Below are 22,465 nucleotides of genomic sequence, written 5' to 3'. Positions count from 1 at the left end.
GCTAATCATTAGCGGATTGTGCTGGAAGTGGTCCTGAATTATCGGCTTAATTATGGTAAAATTAATTGATTATGGAAAGAGGAAAATTATGCGGGTTATTTTTATTGGCGACGTCATGGGTGAAATCGGTCAAACGATGCTCACCACTTATTTACCAAAGTTAAAATCAAAATATCGACCACAATTGACCATTGTTAACGGTGAAAATATTGCTAGTGGTAAAGGCATCACGCGGCCATTATACAAATTGATTTTGCAAGCCGGGGCTGATGTGGTGACCATGGGCAATCACACTTTTGATAAACAGGAAATCTTTGAGTTTATTGATGAAGCTAAGAAATTAGTGCGGCCAGCGAATTATCCGGCGGCAACAACACCAGGTCAGGGCTATACCCTCGTTAAAATTAACCAGGTAGTTGTTGGTGTGATCAATTTACAAGGACGCGTATTCATTAATCCAATTGATGATCCCTTTGCGAAGGCTGACGAATTAGTCAAGCAGCTGCAAGACAAATGCGATTTAATTTTTGTCGATTTTCATGCTGAAACGACTAGCGAGAAATTGGCGATGGCGTGGTATTTGGATGGTAGAGTAGCTGCTGTTATTGGAACGCACACCCATGTTCAAACTAATGATGCTCGGATTTTGCCGAAGGGTACGGCTTATTTAACCGATGCAGGGATGACTGGTCCTTATAATGAAATCTTAGGCATGAATAAAGACCGCGTCATTGAAAAATTCCGCACCAATTTACCGGTGCGCTTTGAGACGCCTAAAAGTGGTCCCGGACAATTAAATGGTTGTTATTTTGAATTAGATGAAAAAACCGGTCGGGCGCGTAAACTACAACCATTTAGTATTAATCCTGATCGGCCGTTTTTAGAATAGTAGGAGAGTTAAATGCCACAGAAAACTAAAGATACACCGATGATGCAACAATATTTAGCGATTAAAAAGGATTATCAAGACACCTTTCTTTTTTATCGGATCGGTGATTTTTATGAACTTTTTTATGACGATGCCATTAAGGGTTCCCAATTATTGGAATTGACTTTAACAGCACGGAATAAAAGTGCAACTGATCCGATTCCAATGTGTGGGGTGCCACACCATGCGGCCCAGAATTACATTGATATTTTAGTGGATAAGGGTTATAAAGTCGCGATTTGCGAACAAATGGAAGATCCTAAATTAGCTCAAGGAATGGTCAAACGAGAAGTGATTCAGTTGATCACACCTGGAACGATGATGGATCAAGATCCGAGTGCGGCCAAACAAAATAATTATTTAACGGCCTTACAAGTGGCTAAGCAGAATTATGCCTTGGCTTATGCAGATTTAACCACTGGTGAAGTTAAGGTGACGTCACTACATTCATTTAGTGAGGTTATGAATGAGTTACTGAATTTAAATACTAAAGAAGTTGTGATTACCAATGATTTAGCTAAGGATCAACAGCAAACACTCATTAAATTAGGGTTAATGTTATCCAAGAATAAACAACTTGAGGAGTCGAGCGAGTTTAGCTTTACTGCCCAACGAATTAAGGATCCCAATCAGCGACAAGCTTTACAAATCTTGATTAGCTATTTACTGGCAACGCAGAAGCGCTCCTTAGGGCATTTGCAATTGGCGGAAGCTTATCAGATTGACCAGTATTTGCGGATGGATCATACCGTTAAGGCAAACTTAGAAATTTTTAATTCGTTACGGACTGGCAAGCGTGATGGCACATTGTTGTGGTTATTGGATAAAACTAAAACCGCGATGGGTGGTCGTTTACTGAAGCAGTGGTTAGACCGACCATTGCTGGATTATGATGAATTGGAACGTCGTCAAGATGTGGTGGCCACATTGATTGCGCATTATTTCGAACGATTAGATTTGCAGAAATCTTTGCAAAAAGTTTATGATTTGGAACGATTAGCAGGTCGAATCGCATTTGGTAGTGCGAATGGCCGTGATCTGATTCAATTACTCAATTCATTAAATCAAGTGCCTTTAATTAAAGCTACCCTAGCCAAAATGAGTGGCAGTGCTTTAGATAGTTTCTATCAGCAGCTTGATGAATTAACCGATGTACGGGCTCTAATTAGTGCAGCTATTTCAGAAGATGCGCCAATTTCAATCACAGAAGGTCATGTCATCAAGCCACATTACAATCAACAGTTAGATCAATATCGTGATGCCATGGAAAATGGTAAGGGTTGGTTAGCCGCCTTGGAAGCTAAGGAAAGAAAGCTTACCGGAATCAGCACGCTCAAAGTTGGTTACACCCGTGTTTTTGGCTATTACATCGAAGTTACCAATGCCAATAAAGCTTTGGTGCCAGAGGATCGATACTCGCGTAAGCAGACCCTGACGAATGCTGAACGTTATATTACGCCGGAACTAAAAGAGCATGAGACCCTCATTCTTCAGGCCCAAGACCGTTCCACTGAATTGGAGTATCAAATTTTCGTTCAAGTTCGTGATCAAGTTAAAGCCGAAACTAAACGGATTCAACAATTGGCTAAAGTTATTTCTGCTTTAGACGTTTTGCAGAGTTTTGCGGTAGTCAGTGAGCAAGAACATTATGTCCGGCCTGAATTAAGTACCACAAGTCAAGATATTAAGATTGTTAAAGGGCGACATCCTGTCGTTGAGCGGGTGCTAGGTGCCAATGAATTTATTCCTAATTCTATCCAAATGGATGAGCACACGAATATTTTATTGATTACCGGGCCGAATATGTCTGGTAAAAGTACTTACATGCGCCAGTTAGGGCTGATTGTGATTCTAGCGCAAATTGGTTGTTTTATTCCGGCTGAGTCAGCTGAATTACCGATTTTTGATCAAATTTTTACGCGAATTGGTGCTGCTGATGATTTGATTTCTGGAGAAAGTACCTTTATGGTGGAAATGAAAGAGGCTAATCAAGCACTAACTCAAGCAACTTCCCGAAGCTTGTTATTGTTTGATGAATTAGGTCGCGGGACAGCTACTTATGATGGGATTGCTTTAGCTGATGCCATCATTGAGTATATTCATGATCATCTTGGTGCCAAAACACTTTTTTCAACGCACTATCATGAGTTAACGCAGTTGTCAGAACGCTTGCCTAAATTACGTAATGTCCACGTTGGCGCTACTGAAGAAAACGGCCATTTGATTTTTCTGCATCAAGTGTTACCTGGTGCTGCTGACAAGTCTTACGGGATTCACGTGGCTCAGTTAGCGGGTTTGCCTAGTCCAGTGATTAAGCGGGCGGGTAAAGTTCTCCGCGTGCTGGAAGCTGAGGGCAATGATTTGGCTGACGGTGATGCTGAAATTTCCGAACAAATTCCATTATTTAATTTGACAACCGAACCTGAACCTTTGCCGACGGTAGCTGAAGATCAGCCTGATCCAGTCTTACAAAACTTAGCCGAGGAAGTTAAGGCAACTGATTTAAATCAAATGACACCGATGCAAGCTTTAAATTTAATTCAACATTGGCAATCGTTATTACAAGATAGTTAGGAGTGACAGACCATGGGCAAGATTCATCAATTATCAACTTTATTAAGTAATCAGATTGCCGCTGGGGAAGTGATTGAACGACCAGCCTCAGTCGTGAAAGAATTGGTGGAGAATGCCGTTGATGCTGGGGCCACTAAGGTTCAAGTTTTCTTAACTGACGCCGGATTGAAACAAGTTCAAGTGATCGATAACGGTTCTGGTTTTGCACCCGATGATTTAGAGATTGCCTTCCTGCGCCATACGACTAGTAAAATTAATTCTCGTGAGGATTTATTTCGCGTTCATTCACTAGGCTTTCGTGGTGAGGCCTTAGCCAGTATTGCTTCAGTGGCAAAAGTTCAATTGAAAACTAGCACTGGTGGTGTGAATACTGGTCGTGAAATGACCATCACGGCCGACGAAACGCCTCAGATTAAATTAGCAAGTCATCCCCAAGGAACCACAATCACAGTTGATGATTTGTTTTATAATACGCCGGCGCGCTTAAAGTATTTGAAATCTCAGACGACGGAACTGCGCCATAGCGCGGATTTTATGAATCGGGTTGTTTTAAGCTACCCTCAAGTGGCGTTTACTTTGATCAATAATGGCCATCAGTTAGTTAATTCAGCGGGCAATGGTAATTTGCAACAAGCAATCGCGGGGATGTATGGTGCCAGTGTGGCCCAAGAATTATTGCCTATTCAGAATGATGATCTTGATTTTAAGGTGAATGGTTTTATTTCACGGCCAGCAGTGACTCGTGCTAGTAACAACTATATTTCGTTTCTGATCAATGGTCGCTATATTAAAAATTATGCTTTAACGAAGGCGCTGATTCAGGGTTATGGCACCAAATTAATGGTCGGCCGTTATCCTGTTGCAATTATTCAGCTCACAATGGATCCATTACTAGTTGATGTGAATGTCCATCCAACTAAGAAAGAGGTTCGACTTAGTAAGGAACCAGAATTAACAGAATTAGTTGAGACGACTGTACGTCAAGCCTTAGCTACTAAAAATTTAATTCCCGATGCCCTAACGAATTTAGCGAGTCATCAATCAAAAGTGGATTTTAACAAATTATCGACCGACTTAGCGCAAGCAAGTCAGCAAGCCCAGAGTTCCACCAAGACGTCGGAAGACACTAATACTGAGCAAACAGCTTCGTCGGAAAAGTCAACCGCAACTGACCAAACAGTTGCTAACTATGTGAAGACTGACCCTGAAGAATCTGTGTCTACAGCAGATCAGATTGCCGAGAACAGTCCAGAGCTTGCTGTAACTGCAAAGCCATCCGAGTTAGCACCACTTAATAATTCGTTAACTGCTTTAACAGAAGCGCCACTAGTTGAAAATCCGTTCGCAGATCCGGCGACGCTCAGTGCTTGGGATAATTGGTTAGCACAAGATAGCAAGCCGCGGCCGTTTAGTCAGCCTAAACCCCAGCAGCAACCAGTTACTGAACCAACCGTAACGCAAAAAGCAGAGCAGACTGGCCTGTTTTCAACGGCAGCGACTCCTGATACTGCACCAGTGCGCTTTCCGGAGTTACGTTATTTAGGTCAAATTCATGGCACTTATTTAATTGCTGAAAGTGATGATGGTTTTTATCTGTTGGACCAGCATGCTGTCCAAGAACGGGTTAAGTACGAACAGTTACGGGTAACAATTGGCCAAGTAACACCAGATCAACAGAATCTTTTAGTACCTTTGATTTTGACTTATTCAGCAAGTGATTATATGGCCATTCAGGCACATCTTTCATTATTAGCCGATGTGGGATTACAGCTAGAAGAGTTTGGTGATAACACGTTTATTTTACACAGTCACCCAACTTGGTTTAAAGCTGGCCAAGAAGAAGCAATGATTCGTGAAATGATTGATTACTTCTTGGCTGATGGTAAAATTTCTGTGGCTAAGTTCCGCGAAAAAACAGCAATTATGGCCGCATGTAAGGGCTCAATTAAAGCTAATCATCATCTAGAACCAGCACAGGCTAAACAGCTCCTTCGTGACTTAGCACAAACGGAAAACCCCTTCAACTGTCCGCATGGTCGCCCAGTTTTAGTGCATTATAGTAATCAAGACCTAGAGCGAATGTTTAAACGAATTCAAGATTCCCATCAATCTTGGCAAGGGGAATCTTATCAATAAAGTAAAGTGAGGCCGCTATGTTTGAATTTTTGACTGGAACCGTAACTGCAATTTATCCTGATTATTTAGTGTTGGCGGTTGGACCAATTGGTTTTCGCTTGCTATTAGGTAATCCCTATCAATATCATGAAGGGGCAACTGCAACCATTTATGTGGAGCAGATTATTCGCGAAACCGAACAAGTTTTATATGGCTTTCGTGATCAGGCAGAGAAGGCGTTGTTTGATCAATTAACAAGTGTTTCTGGAATTGGTCCCAAGAGTGCGCTAGCAATTTTGGCGACTGATGATCATCAAGGTTTATTAACGGCGATTCGCACAGAAGATGTGCGCTTTTTGACCAAGTTTCCTGGTGTTGGTAAAAAAACGGCCCAACAAATTATTCTTGACTTGAAGGATAAGGTAGGGCAAGGTCAGGCCGCTACTTTGTTTACTCCCGAGACAGTTGGACCAGCTTCAGACAACCCAATTCTCGCCGACGGACTGGCTGCCTTAGCCGCTTTAGGGTATAGTCAACGTGAACTTGATAAAATTGAACCGAAATTAGCTGTGTTGGATTTAAGTAGCGCTGACGCATACGTTCGTGCTGGTTTGAAGCAGCTCAGTCATTAATTTCTAAAAATGAATCATGAAGGAAGGTGGCAAGATGGCAACGGATCGTATCATTAATAGTGAATCAGAAAATCAACAAGAAGCTGACAATGAAAAATCATTACGGCCGAAATTTCTCCGTGAATATATTGGTCAGGAGGCATTGAAGCAAGAATTGTCGGTCTATATTAAGGCGGCCAAGCAACGTGAGGAAGCCTTGGATCATGTCTTGCTCTATGGTCCTCCTGGTCTAGGTAAAACGACCTTAGCTTTTGTGATTGCGAATGAATTACAAGTTAATATTCGGACCACCTCAGGACCAGCAATCGAAAAATCTGGGGACTTATTATCTGTTCTAAATGATTTGCAGCCTGGTGATGTGCTGTTTATTGATGAGATTCATCGGTTACCGCGAGCAGTTGAGGAGACCTTATATTCCGCAATGGAAGACTTTTTTGTGGATATCATCGTTGGTCAAGGGCCAACTGCCCACCCTATTCATTTCCCATTACCACCGTTTACTTTGATTGGCGCGACCACTAGAGCCGGGTTATTATCTGCGCCATTGCGGGATCGCTTTGGAATTTTGGCACCATTAAATTACTACCAAAAAAACGATTTACAAGATATTGTGCAACGCTCAGCAACAGTCTTAAATACCAAAGTAACTGAAGCAGCAGCCCAAGAAATTGCCTTACGTTCACGGGGAACACCGCGAGTTGCTAATCGTTTGTTAAAACGGGTCCGTGATTTTGCTGAAGTTGCACAGCAGACCACGATTGATTGTGATTTAGCTAAGCAGGCGCTTGATCAATTGCAAGTCGATCAGGCTGGTCTTGATCAAGTTGATCGACGTCTTTTAACCATGATGATTGATTTATACGAAGGTGGGCCAGTAGGTTTAAAGACAATTGCGGCAAATATCGGTGAAGATGTGGAAACAGTTGAAACAATGTATGAACCATTTCTATTGCAGCAAGGTTTCTTGAAGCGAACGAGTCGCGGACGGATGGTCACCAAAAAAGCTTATCAACATTTACAGCGACCACTACCAGCTGCTGATTAAAGTAGTAAAATATGAATCAGATTTTGAAAAAATATTAGAGGCGAAATTATGTTAACAACTGAAGATTTTGATTATGATTTACCCCATGAATTAATTGCTCAAACACCAATCGAAAAGCGTGATACCTCGCGATTATTAGTACTTGATCATCAAACTGGGGCAATGGCAGATAAGCATTTCTACGATATTATTGATCAATTAAACCCAGGCGATGCGGTTGTCATGAATGATAGTCGGGTAATGCCGGCGCGTTTGTATGGTGTTAAGCCAGAAACTGGTGGTCACGAAGAAGTTTTGTTACTGCGGAATACAACCGGTGATGAGTGGGAAACGCTCATGAAGCCAGCTCGCCGGGCAACTGTCGGAACGAAGGTTGTTTTTGGTGATGGTGAATTAACGGCAACTGTTACTAAAGAATTGGAACATGGTGGCCGGATGATCAAGTTTGATTATGATGGTATTTTCCTAGAAATTTTAGAGAAATTAGGCGAAATGCCTTTACCACCTTATATCAAGGAGAAACTTGAAGATCCTGAACGCTATCAAACAGTTTATGCAAAGGAATTAGGTTCCGCAGCAGCACCAACTGCTGGACTCCATTGGACTAAGGAATTACTGGAAAAGGTCCAAGCTAAAGGTGTCAAGCTAGTTTATATTACGTTGCATGTTGGTTTAGGCACTTTCCGACCTGTTTCAGAAGATAATATTGAAGATCACAAAATGCATAGCGAATTTTACCAATTGTCAGAAGCAGCTGCTGCCACTTTGAATGAAGTAAAAGCTAATGGTGGTCGCATTATTGCCACCGGAACAACCTCAATTCGAACTTTGGAAACAGTCGCAACTAAGTTTAATGGTGAAATCAAGGCCGATAGTGGTTGGACTGATATTTTCATCAAACCAGGATATCAATGGAAAGCCGTTGATGCTTTCATTACTAATTTCCATTTACCTAAGTCAACTTTGGTAATGTTAGTGGCTTCATTTACAGGCCGTGATCTAATCCTGAATGCTTACAAACATGCAGTTGCTGAAAAGTACCGCTTCTTTAGTTTTGGCGATGCCATGTTTATCAAATAACTTAATCAAGCTAATTCTTAAAAAGCACTTAACCGCCGCTGACTGCTGGTTAAGTGCTTTTTTCAAGGCAGGCCATTGTGGCGATTTTTTTTATGCTATATAATGGTAAAGTTGACGTTGATTTATTTGGCGGCATGGATGTTTTTATGAGACTAACCCGTTTTTTGCGGGCAGCTGTTGTTAAAAAAAGGAGTAATTATGACTGCACCGATTCGTTACCATTTAATTAAAAAAGAAAAACATACTGGGGCTCGCTTAGGCGAAATTATTACACCGCATGGCACTTTTCCGACACCAATGTTCATGCCTGTCGGGACTCAGGCTTCCGTTAAATCATTGGCACCAGAGGAGTTAGATGAAATGGGTGCTGGCGTGATTTTAGCCAACACTTATCATTTATGGTTGCGTCCAGGTCGCGAAATTGTTCGCGAGGCTGGTGGATTGCACAAATTTATGAATTGGCACAAGGGTATTCTAACAGATTCTGGCGGTTTCCAAGTGTTCTCGCTCGCCAATATTCGTGACATCACTGAGGAAGGGGTGCATTTTCGCAGTCACCTTAATGGTGAGAAACTGTTTCTTTCTCCAGAAAAAGCGATTGGGATTGAAAATGATTTGGGCCCAGATATTATGATGAGTTTGGATGAGTGTCCACCATTCTACGAGAGCCACGACTATGTTAAAAAGTCAATTGAACGGACAACACGTTGGGCTGAGCGCGGGTTAAAAGCTCATCGTAATCCAGATACTCAAGGCTTGTTTGGGATTGTTCAAGGAGCAGGCTTTAAAGACTTACGCCAACAAAGTGCAGCTGATTTAACTGCAATGGATTTTGCAGGCTATTCCATTGGTGGTTTGTCAGTTGGTGAATCTAAACCAGAAATGAATGAAATGTTGGAATTTACGACACCATTGTTACCCGAGAATAAACCTCGTTATTTAATGGGAGTTGGTTCACCCGATTCCTTAATTGATGGCGTGATTCGTGGGGTTGATATGTTTGATTGTGTCTTGCCCACCAGAATTGCTCGTAATGGGACCTGCATGACATCTCACGGTCGTTTAGTCGTCAAAAATGCTGCCTATGCCCATGATTTCCGGCCAATTGATGAAGAATGTCAATGTTATACTTGCCGTAATTTTACTCGGGCATATGTTCGCCATCTGATTAAAGCAGATGAAACTTTTGGGTTACGACTAACGTCTTATCATAATCTTTACTTCTTGTTACATTTGATGCGGCAAGTTCGGCAAGCCATCCAAGATGATAACTTGCTTGATTTCCGAGCTGAATTATTTGAGAAGTATGGCTTTAATGAAGCGAATGCGCGCAACTTTTAGCATTTGGCTCATACTTGAGACTGAATTAACGTAAATTTTGAATTTTAGTGATGAAAGCGCTGGAACTTATGGAATAGCTTTGGTACAGTATATAGTAGATTTAAAAAAATGAGGTGTAAATTTGAGTAACTTAATTTTAGCAGCACAAACTAACGCAGGTATGGGCGGCAACTTTTCTTTCTTAATCATCATTATCTTGATGTTTGTCGTTATGTACTTTACAATGATTCGTCCAGGTAAGAAACAACAGAATCAACGAAAGACAATGTTAGATGGCATGAAGAAGGGCGATCGCATTGTCACAATTGGCGGTTTACATGGTGTCATCGATTCAATTGATACGGCAGCTGGTACAGTCGTGATTGATGCTGATGGTATTTTCTTAACCTTCAATCGGACAGCTATTCGTGACGTTCATCCTACTGAAGCAGCACCAGTAGCCACTGATGACCAAACAGCAGCACCTAAAGAAGAAACGCATGACGCTTCTTCTGAAACAACTGTTGGTCAAGAACCAACTGCTGATGATAAGAAGTCTGACGATGCTGATGACAAAGCTGATCAAAAATAATTTTTGAGTGCAATAATAGTATTGTTCCGTTTCTGAGGAATGATGCTATTATTTTTTTACAATTATTCGGTGATCGAGCAGCAGTCACTGGGGGACTATTTGAGTTTAGGCACCAAGTATTTAAAAAATGACAGTCTTCCCACTGGTTATTTGCGATGATTATTTAATTATCACAGCAATTTAATTGTTGTGGGATTAAGCAGTTGCTGCACACGTCATGGTAAGCATAAAAATAATTTTGCTAATGGAGGCTAGTAATAATGAATATTGCTGTTGATATTGATGATACACTGACAAATTCTTTCACCTATTTTCAATCTTATGTTGCCGAATTCTTTGGAACGAGTTTACAGGAACTAACGGATAAAAATATCTCCTACAGTAATTTGCCGGCATCATGGCAAGCTGAGGAGTTAGCTTTTTGTCGAAAATATTATGATCGGATTGTGCCGAAAACACCGTTTAAACCAGATGCCGCTTGGGGTATTGCTCAGCTTCGTCAGCGTGGTCATCGAATCATCATTATTACTGGCCGGACGACTGCGTTTTACACTGATCCGGTGGCGACAACTCAGACCGAATTGGCCAATGGTCAAATTCAGTATGACCAATTAATTTGTACTTTAAACAAGGCTCAAGCTTGTCAACAAGAAGAAATTACGATTTTCTTGGATGATCTTGTTAAAAATTGTCAAGCTGTGGCTCAAGTACAGGTTCAGCCAATTTTATTCAATAGCCCAGAGAATACGCAACAAAGTAGTCAGTGGCCGCGGGTAAATGATTGGCATCAGGCAGTCGGGCTGATAGAAAGTATGACTGATTAAACTTAAACTAAGGCAGTTAATCTTGTGTGGTGTTTTCTTAAAAGCGGTTGCTCAGTGGCAACGGCTTTTTTTAGCACTTAATAAAAGCGCTTGCTAGTTAGCTTACTTTGTGTACATATCATCACTAAAACCGCTTTATTTATCTTTGTTCATATGCTAAATAATATTATTTTTAATCTAACAATTGCCTATTTAGCAGGGATATAATTGTGAAGATAAGGCAATTTTAAAATCGGTGAATGGATTCACAGAAAAGTGTTTACATTCGCAGATAAATGCGGTATGATATTTTTGTGAAAGAGATAACGGAATATTGCTAAATAAACTTAGGAGGCATTCCCCATGTTAAAAACAGAAACAAAACCCAATGAAGTAGAAGAAATGGTTACTGGCCTAGTTGATGAAGCCAATAAAGCCCTTAAAATTTTAAAAACCTTTGATCAAGAAAAAATCGATCACATTGTCCACCAAATGGCCATTGCTGGTTTAAATGATCATATGAAATTAGCTAAAATGGCCGTTGAAGAAACTGGCCGTGGTGTTTACGAAGATAAAGCTATCAAGAACATGTACGCAACCGAAGAAATTTGGCATGCGATTCAAAACGATAAAACAGTTGGTATTATTGAACGTGACGAAGAACATTCATTAGTTAAAATTGCCGAACCACTTGGTGTGATTGCTGGTGTGACACCAGTAACTAACCCAACTTCAACAGCCATGTTCAAATCTTTAATTGCGATTAAGACTCGTAACCCAATCGTCTTTGCTTTCCACCCTGGTGCTCAAAAGAGTTCTGCTGCAGCTTTAGATTGTATCAAGAAAGCAGCCGTTGAAGCAGGCTTGCCAGCTGGTGCTTTAAGTTATATTCCTAAGCCAAGTATTGAAGCTACTCAAACCTTAATGAATCATCCTGGTGTTGCTTCTGTTTTAGCAACAGGTGGTCCTGGCATGGTTAAGGCAGCTTACTCAACGGGTAAACCAGCTTTAGGTGTTGGTTCTGGTAATGTGCCTTCATACATTGAAAAGTCAGCTAACATTAAGCAAGCCGTTAACGACGTTTTACTTTCTAAAGCTTTTGATAATGGGATGATTTGTGCTTCTGAACAAGCCATTATTGTTGATAAAGAAATTTACAATGATGTTGTTAAGGAATTGAAAGCACAACATGCTTATGTCGCAACACCTGCAGAAGTCAATCGCTTAAGTGATGTTGTCATCGACAAAGAAAAGCATGCGGTTAATGGTAAAATTGTTGGTCATTCAGCTATCGAAATCGCTGGCTTAGCTAAGATCAAAGTCCCAGATTACACGACAGTTTTGGTTGCCCCAATTGATGGTGTCGGTGATGAATATCCATTATCACGTGAGAAGTTGTCACCAGTCTTGGCCTTATTGAAAGCTAACGACCATGAAAATGGTTTCGCTTTAGCTGAAGCAATGCTTGATTTAGGTGGTAGTGGTCACTCTGCTGCAATTCATACAGCGGATGAAGATTTGGCCGTTGACTACGGTGTTGCAATGGAAGCTTGCCGGATCTTAGTTAACCAACCAACTTCTGTCGGTGGCTTAGGTGACCTTTACAATAATATGATTCCTTCATTGACATTAGGTTGTGGTTCTTACGGTCATAACTCAATTTCTCATAACGTTGGGACTTTCGATTTATTAAATATCAAAACAGTGGCGATGCGCCGGAATAACTTACAATGGGTAAAGTTGCCTCCCAAAATCTATTTTGAAAAAAACTCCATCAACTATCTAGAAAAGATGCAGGGTTTGAAACGGGTTTTTATCGTCGGTGACCAAGGCATGGACAAATTAGGCTACGTTGATATCGTGGCTAATGCCCTTGCTAACCGTCCAGAACCTGTCACTGTTCAACGCTTCGTTGATGTTGAACCAGATCCTTCAACAAACACTGTTTATAAGGGTACTGAAATGATGCGCTCATTCAAGCCTGACACAATCATTGCCGTTGGTGGTGGTTCAGTCATGGATGCTGCTAAAGGGATGTGGTTATTCTACACGGCACCTGATGCTTCATTCTGGGGTGCAAAACAAAAATTCTTGGATATCCGGAAACGGACTTACAAGTTCCCTAACTTAGATAAAGTTAAATTGGTTTGTGTGCCAACAACTTCTGGGACTGGTTCAGAAGTAACACCATTTGCTGTTATTACTGATAGCGAAACAAACATCAAGTACCCATTAGCTGACTATGCTTTAACACCTGATGTGGCAATTGTTGATAGCCAATTTATCGAAAGTGTACCGCAACGAGTTGTTGCTGACTCTGGTCTTGACGTTTTATGCCATGCGCTTGAAAGTTATGTTTCAACGATGGCTTCACACTATACTCGTGGGTTAAGCTTACAAGCTGCTAAATTGGTCTTCGATAACTTAAAGAAGAGCTACGATGGTGATAAACAAGCTCGGGCTAACATGCATGATGCTTCAACAATGGCGGGGATGGCCTTTGCTAATGCCCTGTTAGGAATCAACCATTCAATCGCTCATAAACTTGGTGGCGAATTCCATTTGCCTCACGGACGCGTGATCACTTTGACTATGCCTCATGTGATTCGTTACAACTCTTTAGTACCTACTAAACGAGCACTTTGGGCTAAATACAGCTACTTCCGCGCTGATGAAGACTATGCTGAAGTTGCACGTTATGTTGGTTTGAAAGGGAACACAACTGCAGAATTAGTTGATGCTTTGATCCAAGGCATTATCGACTTAGCTGAAAGTGTTGGTGTGAAGATGTCCTTGAAAGAACAAGGCATTTCTAAGAAACAAGTGACAGATTCAGTTGATCGTTTAGCAGAATTGGCTTACGAAGATAACTGTACCATCACCAACCCTAAGGAACCTTTAATTGCTGATATGAAGCAAATCATCTTAGATGAATATGAAGGACCTAAATCAAGTTTTGATCCTAAGAAAAAATAATTATTAACCTAACTAGTTTTGCTTAACTGCTAGTCCGAAAATATCGCCGAGAGCTTTCAATCTGAAAGTCATCAGGCGATATTTTTTGTGGTGTAAAACAGTGTTATTTTGGCAGCGATTAAGAATAGCCGCTGCAAATCTAAAATGGTTTTTGGCGGGATGGTGGACAACTCCGTTGCGGCCGGCGGGTTGTGGAACGCTGCCGACGCTGATTTGAGCTTATTGCTTTGCAACAATCTCAAATGCAGGTCTTCTTCTAACCGCTAAAGGGGCAAGAAGAATTTGGCGGCTGACAACCCGGCGGCCTCCACTGCGTTTTGAGTTAATTCAATCCACTTTAGGATTGACAGATATTAAGGCAATATAAGTGAAGTTAAATATCATTTGCACAGCAACCAGCAGGGTAAACTAACAAAACTGAACACCACTATTCGGAAAAATGGATTGATGCAAACTACTCGACCTGTTTGGCAAGATTTCTGAATAAAACCAGAGAAGTATCAAACAAGTTTTTGGGGTACTACTGTTCAATTGTGACAACAATCTAAATCAAGGTGATTAATCCCGCTACAATTGCCTTAAGCACTAACAAAGATGAAATGAACTACTTAAACTCCAGACGGAATGGAGGGCGTGGTTGTCAGCCGCCAAATTTGTCTTACTGCTTTAGCGGTTAGACAAAGGCTCGTATTGATGACAATTTGGTCTGTAATTGGCATCAATCGATGCCGGCAGCGTTCCACAACCAGCAAGCCCGCAATGGAGTCAGACACAATTCTGTTTCACCACCTTTATCAAGTTCTTATATTTTTGAACCTTGTATGATAATTGATTCAAATATCCTCTAAATGATTCTGTTACCGCTATCAAATTTTGCCGACTGACCTGGCAATTAAGCAAACTTAGGCGGTTTATTAAGTCGGCGAACCCTTGTTAAATCGTGCTTAACTCGGCACGGGGATAGAGAATAGCCGTTAAGCCATTGTTAAAATAGTACTGGTTTTTTCAGGGGATATGACATTGACACTGTTTTTTGACCGTGATAGGCTTCTGTAAGTAAACGTTACCAGGACGTTAATTCTAGGTAATAGTTTTAATTTAAGAGGAGTTTTAACCAAAATGACAAATAAACGTTTGGATTATCAAATTAATGATCAGACCGTGGTTGTTCGTTATCAGCAAGGATTGCTACAATTAACGGTGCTAACTTCTGAAATTGTGCGTGTATTGAAAAATACGACTGTTGGTGATTATTCTTATGCTATTGAAGGCAACAAACAACAAGCCACTGATTTTTCTGTTGACGAACAAGATCAGCAATTAATCTTGACGACTGCTGCATTACGAATTGAGATTAATGATGACCAGTTGATTGATGTTTTTAATGATGCGGGCCAGCCGCTGGTTTTGGATTATCGTGGTCAGCGAACGCCCTTAGATCGCGACATGGATGAAGCTCAGGCGAAACTTGCTAGCGCTGAAGGTCATGAAACGGATGCCAATGCTAATGCTGGTGTTGGTTATCAGGAAGTTGTCAAGGATTTGGCCGCTGATGAAGTGTTTTATGGTTTAGGTGACAAGAGTGGCTTTATCAATAAGCGTGGCTACGAATATGATAATTGGAATACAGACGATCCTGCGCCACAAATGGAAAATTTCAAGAGTTTGTACAAGTCGGTGCCATTTTTGCTGGGACTAAAAGATGGTGTGCCTTATGGGTTATTCTTTGACAATACTTACCGTAGTCATTTTGACTTAGGTAAAGAGAATCAACATTATTATTTCTATTCTGTTGTTAATGGCTGTTTGGATTATTACATTATTGGTGGCAAAACTTTACGTGAAGTGATTAAGAACTACACTTACCTGACTGGGCGCACACCATTACCACAGAAATGGACGTTAGGTTACCAACAGTCACGTTGGGGTTACAAGAATGCTCAGCAAATTGGTGAGATTGCTGCTAAAATGCGTCAATACCAATTGCCGTGCGACGTGATTCATCTGGATATTGATTACATGGATGATTTCCGGGTCTTCACTTGGGACCAAAAGAAGTATCCGCAAATGAAGCAATTTTTGGCTGACTTAAAAGCCCAAGGAATTAAAATTGTCACGATTATTGATCCTGGGGTTAAACAAGACCCTGGTTATGATATTTATGATGCTGGTGTTCGCAACAACTTCTTCGCGAAGACACCTGAGGATTATAATTATGTTAATCGAGTATGGCCAGGCGATTCGGTTTATCCTGACTTTGGCAAGACGCGGGTTCAAAAATGGTGGGCTGAAAATCATCAAAGTTTGACGGATATTGGCGTTTCCGGAATTTGGAATGATATGAATGAACCCGCATCATTTATTGGTGAAATTCCTGATGAAATTATTTTCTCCGACCATGATCAACCAGCTACTCATGGCAAGATGCATAATGTGTATGGTCACAATATGTCTAAGGCTACTTATACAGGTTTGAAAGACCAACAGCAGCGGCGCCCATTTGTGATTACGCGGGCGGCTTTTGCGGGCACGCAGAAATATTCAACGGTTTGGACTGGTGATAATCATTCTTTATGGGCACACTTACAAATGATGATTCCCCAGTTATGTAACTTAGGTATGAGTGGCTTTGCTTTTGCTGGAACTGATATTGGTGGTTTCGGTTCTGATGCAACTCCAGAATTATTGACGCGCTGGATTGAAGCGGCGATTTTTAGTCCGCTATTACGTAATCATAGTGCCATGGGTACCCGCCATCAGGAACCTTGGTCCTTTGGCGAACCAACTTTAAGCACGTATCGGAAATATTTGCAGTTACGGTATCACTTATTGCCATATTTGTATGACTTGTTTGCTGAAGGTGAGCAGACTGGCTTGCCAATTTTACGGGCAATGGTCCTTGATGATGAACAAGATCCACGCTTGCGCAATCTTAATGACCAGTTTATGGTTGGTGACCGTTTATTGGTGGCGCCAATTGTCACTGTTGGTCAAACGAAGCGCTTAGTTTATTTGCCAGCCGGTGAATGGCTTGATTTTTGGACAGGGGCAACCTATCAAGGTCAACAAGATATTGTGGTAACAGCACCATTAGATTATTTACCATTATTTGTTCGTAAGAATTCGTTGTTACCATGGCATGCTGAAAATCGGACTTCAGTTCAGGCGGCTCCGGAAACAAAAATCACTTTCCGACTGTTTGGTGATCATGGCAGTTACCAACACTATCAAGATAATGGGCTGGATTTTGCTTATCAGCAAGGTGAATACAATCTTTATCAAGTTGAAGTTGATGGTCGGCAACAACGAATTGAATTATTGCAGCACGGTTATCAACCGGTTTATCAGGAAATCACTTTGGAAACGGCAAATGGCCAGCAAGTTTTCAACTTTGATACTGAGTCAGGCCAGTATATTTTGCGTTAGGTGAGCAGTTATGTCATTGAATTGTTAGATAAAAACCCGTGTGATCAGCTCTGATTTATTTGGAAGGCAGAGTAATGGTCAGACGGGTTTTGTCATTGACTAAAATAATGTTGGCCATTGGGGCATCAGTTTGCCAACTGCCTTGATTTAAAGTTTGGCTAAACTATTCTTATAGAATAAAAAAGTGGAAACATTTAAGCTTTAGGTTGACATAGTGTAGAATAGAGTTACTAAGTAATCGATAAAAGAGGTTAGTGGCCAGTTATGAAGGAAGAAAATCCAGTCTTATTTGTTATTTTTGGTGGGTCAGGTGATTTGGCACATCGAAAACTTTATCCGGCACTTTTTCAATTGTTTCAAAAAGGACAGCTAGATCAACACTTTGCAGTTATTGGCACTGCTCGGCGGCCGTGGACTCATGAGTATTTTCGAGAAACTGTTCAGTCTAATTTACATGAAGGTACCGCTGAACAACAGGCAGCATTTGCAGCGCATTTTTATTATCAATCGCATGATGTTCAGGATGCAGCTCATTACGTTATTTTAAAGAAATTAATTGATACGTTAGATCAAAAATACCAACTCCAAGGAAATCGTATTTTTTACATGGCAATGGCGCCAGCTTTGTTTGGCACGATCGCCCAGTATTTGCGGAGTGAAGATTTATTAAGTCACGATGGTTTCAGTCGCTTGATCATTGAAAAGCCATTTGGTCATGACTATGCGTCGGCTAAGGAGTTAAATGACGCCATTGTCAGTACTTTCGATCGTGATCAAGTTTTTCGAATTGACCATTATTTGGGTAAAGAAATGGTGCAAGCTTTACCGTATTTGCGATTTGCTAATCAAATGATCAATGCTAGCTGGAATCACGAATATATTGATAATGTTCAGATTACTTTGGCAGAATCGTTAGGTGTTGAGGAGCGTGGTGGCTATTACGAAACCGCCGGTGCTTTACGGGATATGGTCCAGAACCATATTATGCAAGTGATTGCGATGTTAACTTTTCCTGAGCCAGAAACTTTATGTGATCAAACAATTGAAGCAGCGCGGGAACAAGTCTTTACTCATTTGCATCAATTAAGTGAAGACGAGGTCAAGGCGAAATTTGTTCGTGGACAATATGGTCCTAGTGCTGATGGCCAACAAATCGGTTATCGGCAAGAAGAAAAGATTAACCCACAATCTAACGTGGAAACTTTTGTTGCTGGCGAGTTGGAATTGGATTTGCCACAATGGCAGGGCGTTCCTTTCTATGTTCGAACTGGGAAACGGCTACTTGAGAAGAAAACCCGAATTGATATTGTTTTCAAAAAAGCTACTTCTAATTTGTTTGGTGGCGAGAGTCTAGCGGCACCTGTTTTAACAATTGAAGTAGAGCCGGAATCAGGTTTTATTTTCTCAATCAATGGGAAACAGGTTGGTACTGGTACCCAAGCAGTTTTGCATAGTTTAAAGTATCAATTAACTGACGCTGACCAGCAATTGGTGCCCGATGCCTATGAACGGTTGCTGCTGGAGGTCGTTCGTGGCCACCAAAGTAATTTTGTCCAATGGCAAGATATGGCCGGTGCTTGGCATTTTGTTGATAAAATCCGCCAAGCTTGGGAAGAGTGTGATTGTCCTGACTTTCCTAACTATACTTCTGGTTCAATGGGCCCTAAGGCTGCTGACGATTTGTTGGCTAAGACGGGACGTCATTGGATTTATCAAGGTTAATTTAAGTTGGTAAATTAGCCAGCTGAGCTATCTAGACTTTTAGTTGGATAAATACGTCTGTGACTACATTAAAAGGTGGCCTCAGACGTATTTCATTTATTGCCAGACCAATAATTAGTTGTGATGATCATAACTGATTTTACAGGAGGTGAGATTGTGGCTGGTTGGTTAGAGATTCCATTGCAATATCACGTTCAACGACGCATTATTCATGTGGATATGGATGCTTTTTATGCCTCGGTGGAGATTCATGATCAGCCGCATTTGCGGGATAAGGCAGTGGTTGTTGCGCCTGATCCTCGACAAACTCACGGACATGGTGTTGTCACAACCGCTAATTACGTTGCTCGCAAATATGGGGTCCATTCGGCAATGCCAGCAGCTCAAGCTTTGAAATTAATTCCGGCAAACGAACTTGTTTTTGTGCCGCCACGGTTTAATCGCTACCGAGAAGTTTCTGGCCAAGTGCATCAACTTTTTCATGAATTGACTGATGTGATTGAACCAATTTCTTTAGATGAGGCATTTCTTGATGTGACCGTGAATAAATGGCAAGAGCCCAACACGATTAAAATGGCAAGTTGGTTGCAACAACAAATTTTAATTAAAACAGGATTAACTTGTTCTGTGGGGATTTCCTATAATAAATTTTTGGCTAAAGTTGCCTCAGATCACAACAAACCAATGGGGCGAACGATTGTGCGGCCAGAGATGGCTCAGGCCTTCCTCAGCGGACTCTCAATTGCCAAATTTTTTGGTGTTGGTAAGAAAATGCAAGCTAGTTTGCATGAATTAGGTATTTTTACTGGGGCCGATTTATTGAAAATTTCGCAAGATGAGTTGATTCGTCGTTATAAAAAAATGGGTTATGTGCTTTATCGTCATGCGCGGGGAGTGGATGATAGTCCAGTTTCTGAACAGCGCGATCGTAAATCCATCGGTAAGGAAACGACTTTCAATCAAACAATTACGACTAATGAACGGGTGTGGCGCGAGTTAACGGAATTAAGTGCCAGTGTTGCCCAAGCACTAGCTAAAAAACAAGTTCATGGTAAAGTACTGGTTTTAAAAATGCGCGATCGTGATTTCAAAACCACCACGAAACGACATTCCTTGGATAGTTATTTGGCAACGGCACCAGAAATTTTTGCGGAGGCTTGGCAACTCTGGCAAAAATATGGTCAGTTAGATGATGGCATTCGTCTGTTAGGGATTACGCTGACTGATTTGTATCCGCTAGATTATGAAAATATCACTTTACCGTTACTTTTTTAAAAAGACAATAGCTTTTTTAACGGAGGAATTGTATACTTAGTGTATAATATCTAGAACATATCATTAGAAAAAAGAAATAACTGACATGGACAGCGACCTTGTGACAGTGGAAGACAAGGCATGGCAATTTCTGGCGCACTAATGATTAAAAGTGAACACTTACTAAAAAGTGGCCATCATTGGCAAACAGAGTGGTACCGCGGATTTTCCGTCTCTAATCCTTAGGGGCGGTTTTTCTTTGGTTGAAAATATAGGAGGATTTCAATGAACGCAAAAGAAAATGTGATTGCCAGTTTAGCAGCTGCTTTGGGAACCGAATTACCCGCAGCCCAAATTGCGGAATTACTGGAAGTACCAAAGTCATCAACACTAGGGGACTACGCGTTCCCAACATTTAGTTTGGCTAAAATTCGCCGGCAAGCGCCACCTTTAATTGCTCAAAGCTTAGTTGATGTTATTGATCAAACTGGCTATGAGAAAGTAGTTGCTACTGGTGCTTACGTTAACTTTTTCTTGGATAAGTCGACCTTTGCGCAAGATATTTTGGCAACAATTCTAACTGAAGGCCAGCATTATGGCGACAGTGATTTAGGCGCCGGTGGCAATGTGCCAATTGATATGTCCTCACCTAATATTGCTAAACCTATGTCGATGGGGCATTTACGTTCGACAGTAATTGGTAATTCTTTAGCTAAAATTTACAGTAAAATTGGTTATCATCCTTACAAAATTAATTATCTTGGTGATTGGGGCACTCAGTTTGGTAAGTTAATCGTGGCTTATCATAAGTGGGGTAGCGAAGCCGAAATTAAAGCTGATCCCATCGGTAATTTGCTGAAGTATTATGTTCGTTTCCATAAAGAGGCTGAAACTGATCCAAAATTGGATGATGAAGGTCGCTTGTGGTTCAAAAAGCTAGAAGATGGCGATCCAGAAGCTACCCATTTGTGGGAATGGTTCCGTGGGCTCTCACTTGCTGAGTTCAACAAGATTTATCAGCGATTGGGTGTTGAGTTTGATTCTGATAATGGTGAGGCCTACTACAATGATAAAATGGACCCCGTGGTGCAAGAATTAACAGATAAACATCTTCTCCAAGCTAGTCAAGGTGCTCAAATTGTTGATTTAACTGATGAAGGCCTAACGCCAGCTTTGATCAAGCGCTCCGATGGTGCTACTTTATACATTACCCGTGATTTAGCGGCGGCCATTGATCGTTATCATAAATTTCATTTTGCTAAATCACTTTATGTTGTTGGGAGTGAGCAAACGGAGCACTTCAAACAATTAAAGGCAGTTTTAGAAAAAATGGGTCATACTTGGGCTCAAGACATTGTTCACGTTCCTTTTGGCTTAATTACAAAAGATGGTAAGAAGTTATCAACGCGTAAAGGAAATGTCGTTTTACTTGATCAAGTATTAGACGAGGCGGTTGATTTGGCTAAAGCTCAAATTGCGAGCAAGAATCCTGATTTAAAGAATGCTGATCAGGTGGCCCATCAAGTTGGGGTTGGCGCTGTGATTTTTCACGACCTCAAAAATGATCGCTTAGATAGTTTTGACTTCAGCTTACAAGAAGTTGTTCGTTTTGAGGGTGAAACAGGGCCTTATGTGCAATATACTAATGCGCGGGCGCAAAGTATCCTTCGTAAAGCAGCTACTAATGTGGATTTAACCACTGACAAGTTAGTGTTAACCGATCCAAAAGCTTGGGATGTCTTGAAATATCTAGCCGATTTTCCTAATATGATTACTAGAGCTGCAACTGAGTATGAACCATCAGTCATTGCTAAGTTTGCCTTGCGGTTAGCTAAAGCTTTCAATAAATATTACGCTAATTCCAAAATTTTAGTTGCAGATGATGAGTTAAACGCTCGCTTAGCTTTAGTGAGTGCAGTTAGTCAAGTTTTACAGGCAGCCTTAGATTTATTAGGTGTGCAAGCACCAGCAGAAATGTAGAAGTAGGAGCGAATTTTT

General features: G+C 41.1%; 14 protein-coding genes. All 14 read left to right on the top strand.

Annotation, left to right across the window (positions count from 1 at the left end):
- Window positions 1-88 precede the first annotated feature (88 nt).
- The 14 genes from EKM81_RS02710 (at window position 89) to argS (ending at window position 22,447) form a co-directional block, all read left to right on the top strand.
- Window positions 89-889, top strand: a complete 801-nt coding sequence (locus tag EKM81_RS02710; RefSeq protein WP_125648052.1) for a TIGR00282 family metallophosphoesterase — start codon at window positions 89-91, stop codon at window positions 887-889.
- A 12-nt stretch (window positions 890-901) separates the two neighbouring features.
- A complete protein-coding gene (mutS, locus tag EKM81_RS02705; RefSeq protein ID WP_125648049.1) occupies window positions 902-3,502 on the top strand; it encodes a DNA mismatch repair protein MutS in 2,601 nt (866 codons plus the stop codon).
- A gap of 12 nt (window positions 3,503-3,514) precedes the next feature.
- The gene (mutL, locus tag EKM81_RS02700; RefSeq protein WP_125648046.1) at window positions 3,515-5,638 is read left to right on the top strand and encodes a DNA mismatch repair endonuclease MutL; all 2,124 of its coding nucleotides are present in this window, start codon (window positions 3,515-3,517) and stop codon (window positions 5,636-5,638) included.
- Window positions 5,639-5,655: 17 nt separating this feature from the next.
- On the top strand, window positions 5,656-6,249 hold the full coding sequence (gene ruvA, locus EKM81_RS02695) for a Holliday junction branch migration protein RuvA (protein WP_125648043.1): 594 nt from the start codon (window positions 5,656-5,658) through the stop codon (window positions 6,247-6,249).
- Window positions 6,250-6,283: 34 nt separating this feature from the next.
- A complete protein-coding gene (ruvB, locus tag EKM81_RS02690; RefSeq protein WP_125648040.1) occupies window positions 6,284-7,294 on the top strand; it encodes a Holliday junction branch migration DNA helicase RuvB in 1,011 nt (336 codons plus the stop codon).
- 45 nt (window positions 7,295-7,339) lie between these two features.
- Entirely contained in the window at window positions 7,340-8,374 is a 1,035-nt protein-coding gene (gene queA / locus EKM81_RS02685) for a tRNA preQ1(34) S-adenosylmethionine ribosyltransferase-isomerase QueA (RefSeq protein ID WP_125648037.1), read from the top strand.
- Between the two features lie 198 nt (window positions 8,375-8,572).
- The gene (tgt, locus tag EKM81_RS02680) at window positions 8,573-9,715 is read left to right on the top strand and encodes a tRNA guanosine(34) transglycosylase Tgt (protein WP_125648034.1); all 1,143 of its coding nucleotides are present in this window, start codon (window positions 8,573-8,575) and stop codon (window positions 9,713-9,715) included.
- Window positions 9,716-9,836: 121 nt separating this feature from the next.
- Window positions 9,837-10,286 (top strand): preprotein translocase subunit YajC, encoded by a 450-nt coding sequence (gene yajC, locus EKM81_RS02675; protein WP_379880378.1) that lies wholly within the window; start codon window positions 9,837-9,839, stop codon window positions 10,284-10,286.
- A 260-nt stretch (window positions 10,287-10,546) separates the two neighbouring features.
- On the top strand, window positions 10,547-11,110 hold the full coding sequence (locus tag EKM81_RS02670) for a hypothetical protein (protein ID WP_125648031.1): 564 nt from the start codon (window positions 10,547-10,549) through the stop codon (window positions 11,108-11,110).
- 342 nt (window positions 11,111-11,452) lie between these two features.
- Window positions 11,453-14,065 (top strand): bifunctional acetaldehyde-CoA/alcohol dehydrogenase, encoded by a 2,613-nt coding sequence (adhE, locus tag EKM81_RS02665; protein WP_125648029.1) that lies wholly within the window; start codon window positions 11,453-11,455, stop codon window positions 14,063-14,065.
- A 1,119-nt stretch (window positions 14,066-15,184) separates the two neighbouring features.
- Window positions 15,185-17,491 carry a glycoside hydrolase family 31 protein gene (locus EKM81_RS02660; RefSeq protein ID WP_125648026.1) on the top strand — a complete coding sequence of 769 codons (2,307 nt, stop codon included), beginning with the start codon at window positions 15,185-15,187 and terminating at the stop codon, window positions 17,489-17,491.
- A 264-nt stretch (window positions 17,492-17,755) separates the two neighbouring features.
- Window positions 17,756-19,213 (top strand): glucose-6-phosphate dehydrogenase, encoded by a 1,458-nt coding sequence (zwf, locus tag EKM81_RS02655; protein ID WP_125648022.1) that lies wholly within the window; start codon window positions 17,756-17,758, stop codon window positions 19,211-19,213.
- 156 nt (window positions 19,214-19,369) lie between these two features.
- Window positions 19,370-20,488 (top strand): DNA polymerase IV, encoded by a 1,119-nt coding sequence (dinB, locus tag EKM81_RS02650; protein ID WP_225420154.1) that lies wholly within the window; start codon window positions 19,370-19,372, stop codon window positions 20,486-20,488.
- Window positions 20,489-20,752: 264 nt separating this feature from the next.
- Window positions 20,753-22,447 carry an arginine--tRNA ligase gene (gene argS, locus EKM81_RS02645; protein WP_125648016.1) on the top strand — a complete coding sequence of 565 codons (1,695 nt, stop codon included), beginning with the start codon at window positions 20,753-20,755 and terminating at the stop codon, window positions 22,445-22,447.
- The last annotated feature ends 18 nt before the right edge of the window (window positions 22,448-22,465 follow it).

The sequence above is a fragment of the Lapidilactobacillus gannanensis genome (assembly GCF_003946675.1).
Taxonomy (GTDB): Bacteria; Bacillota; Bacilli; order Lactobacillales; family Lactobacillaceae; genus Lapidilactobacillus; species Lapidilactobacillus gannanensis.
The sequence above is the reverse complement of the archived record's forward strand: the minus strand, read 5'-3'. Positions and strand labels throughout refer to the sequence as shown.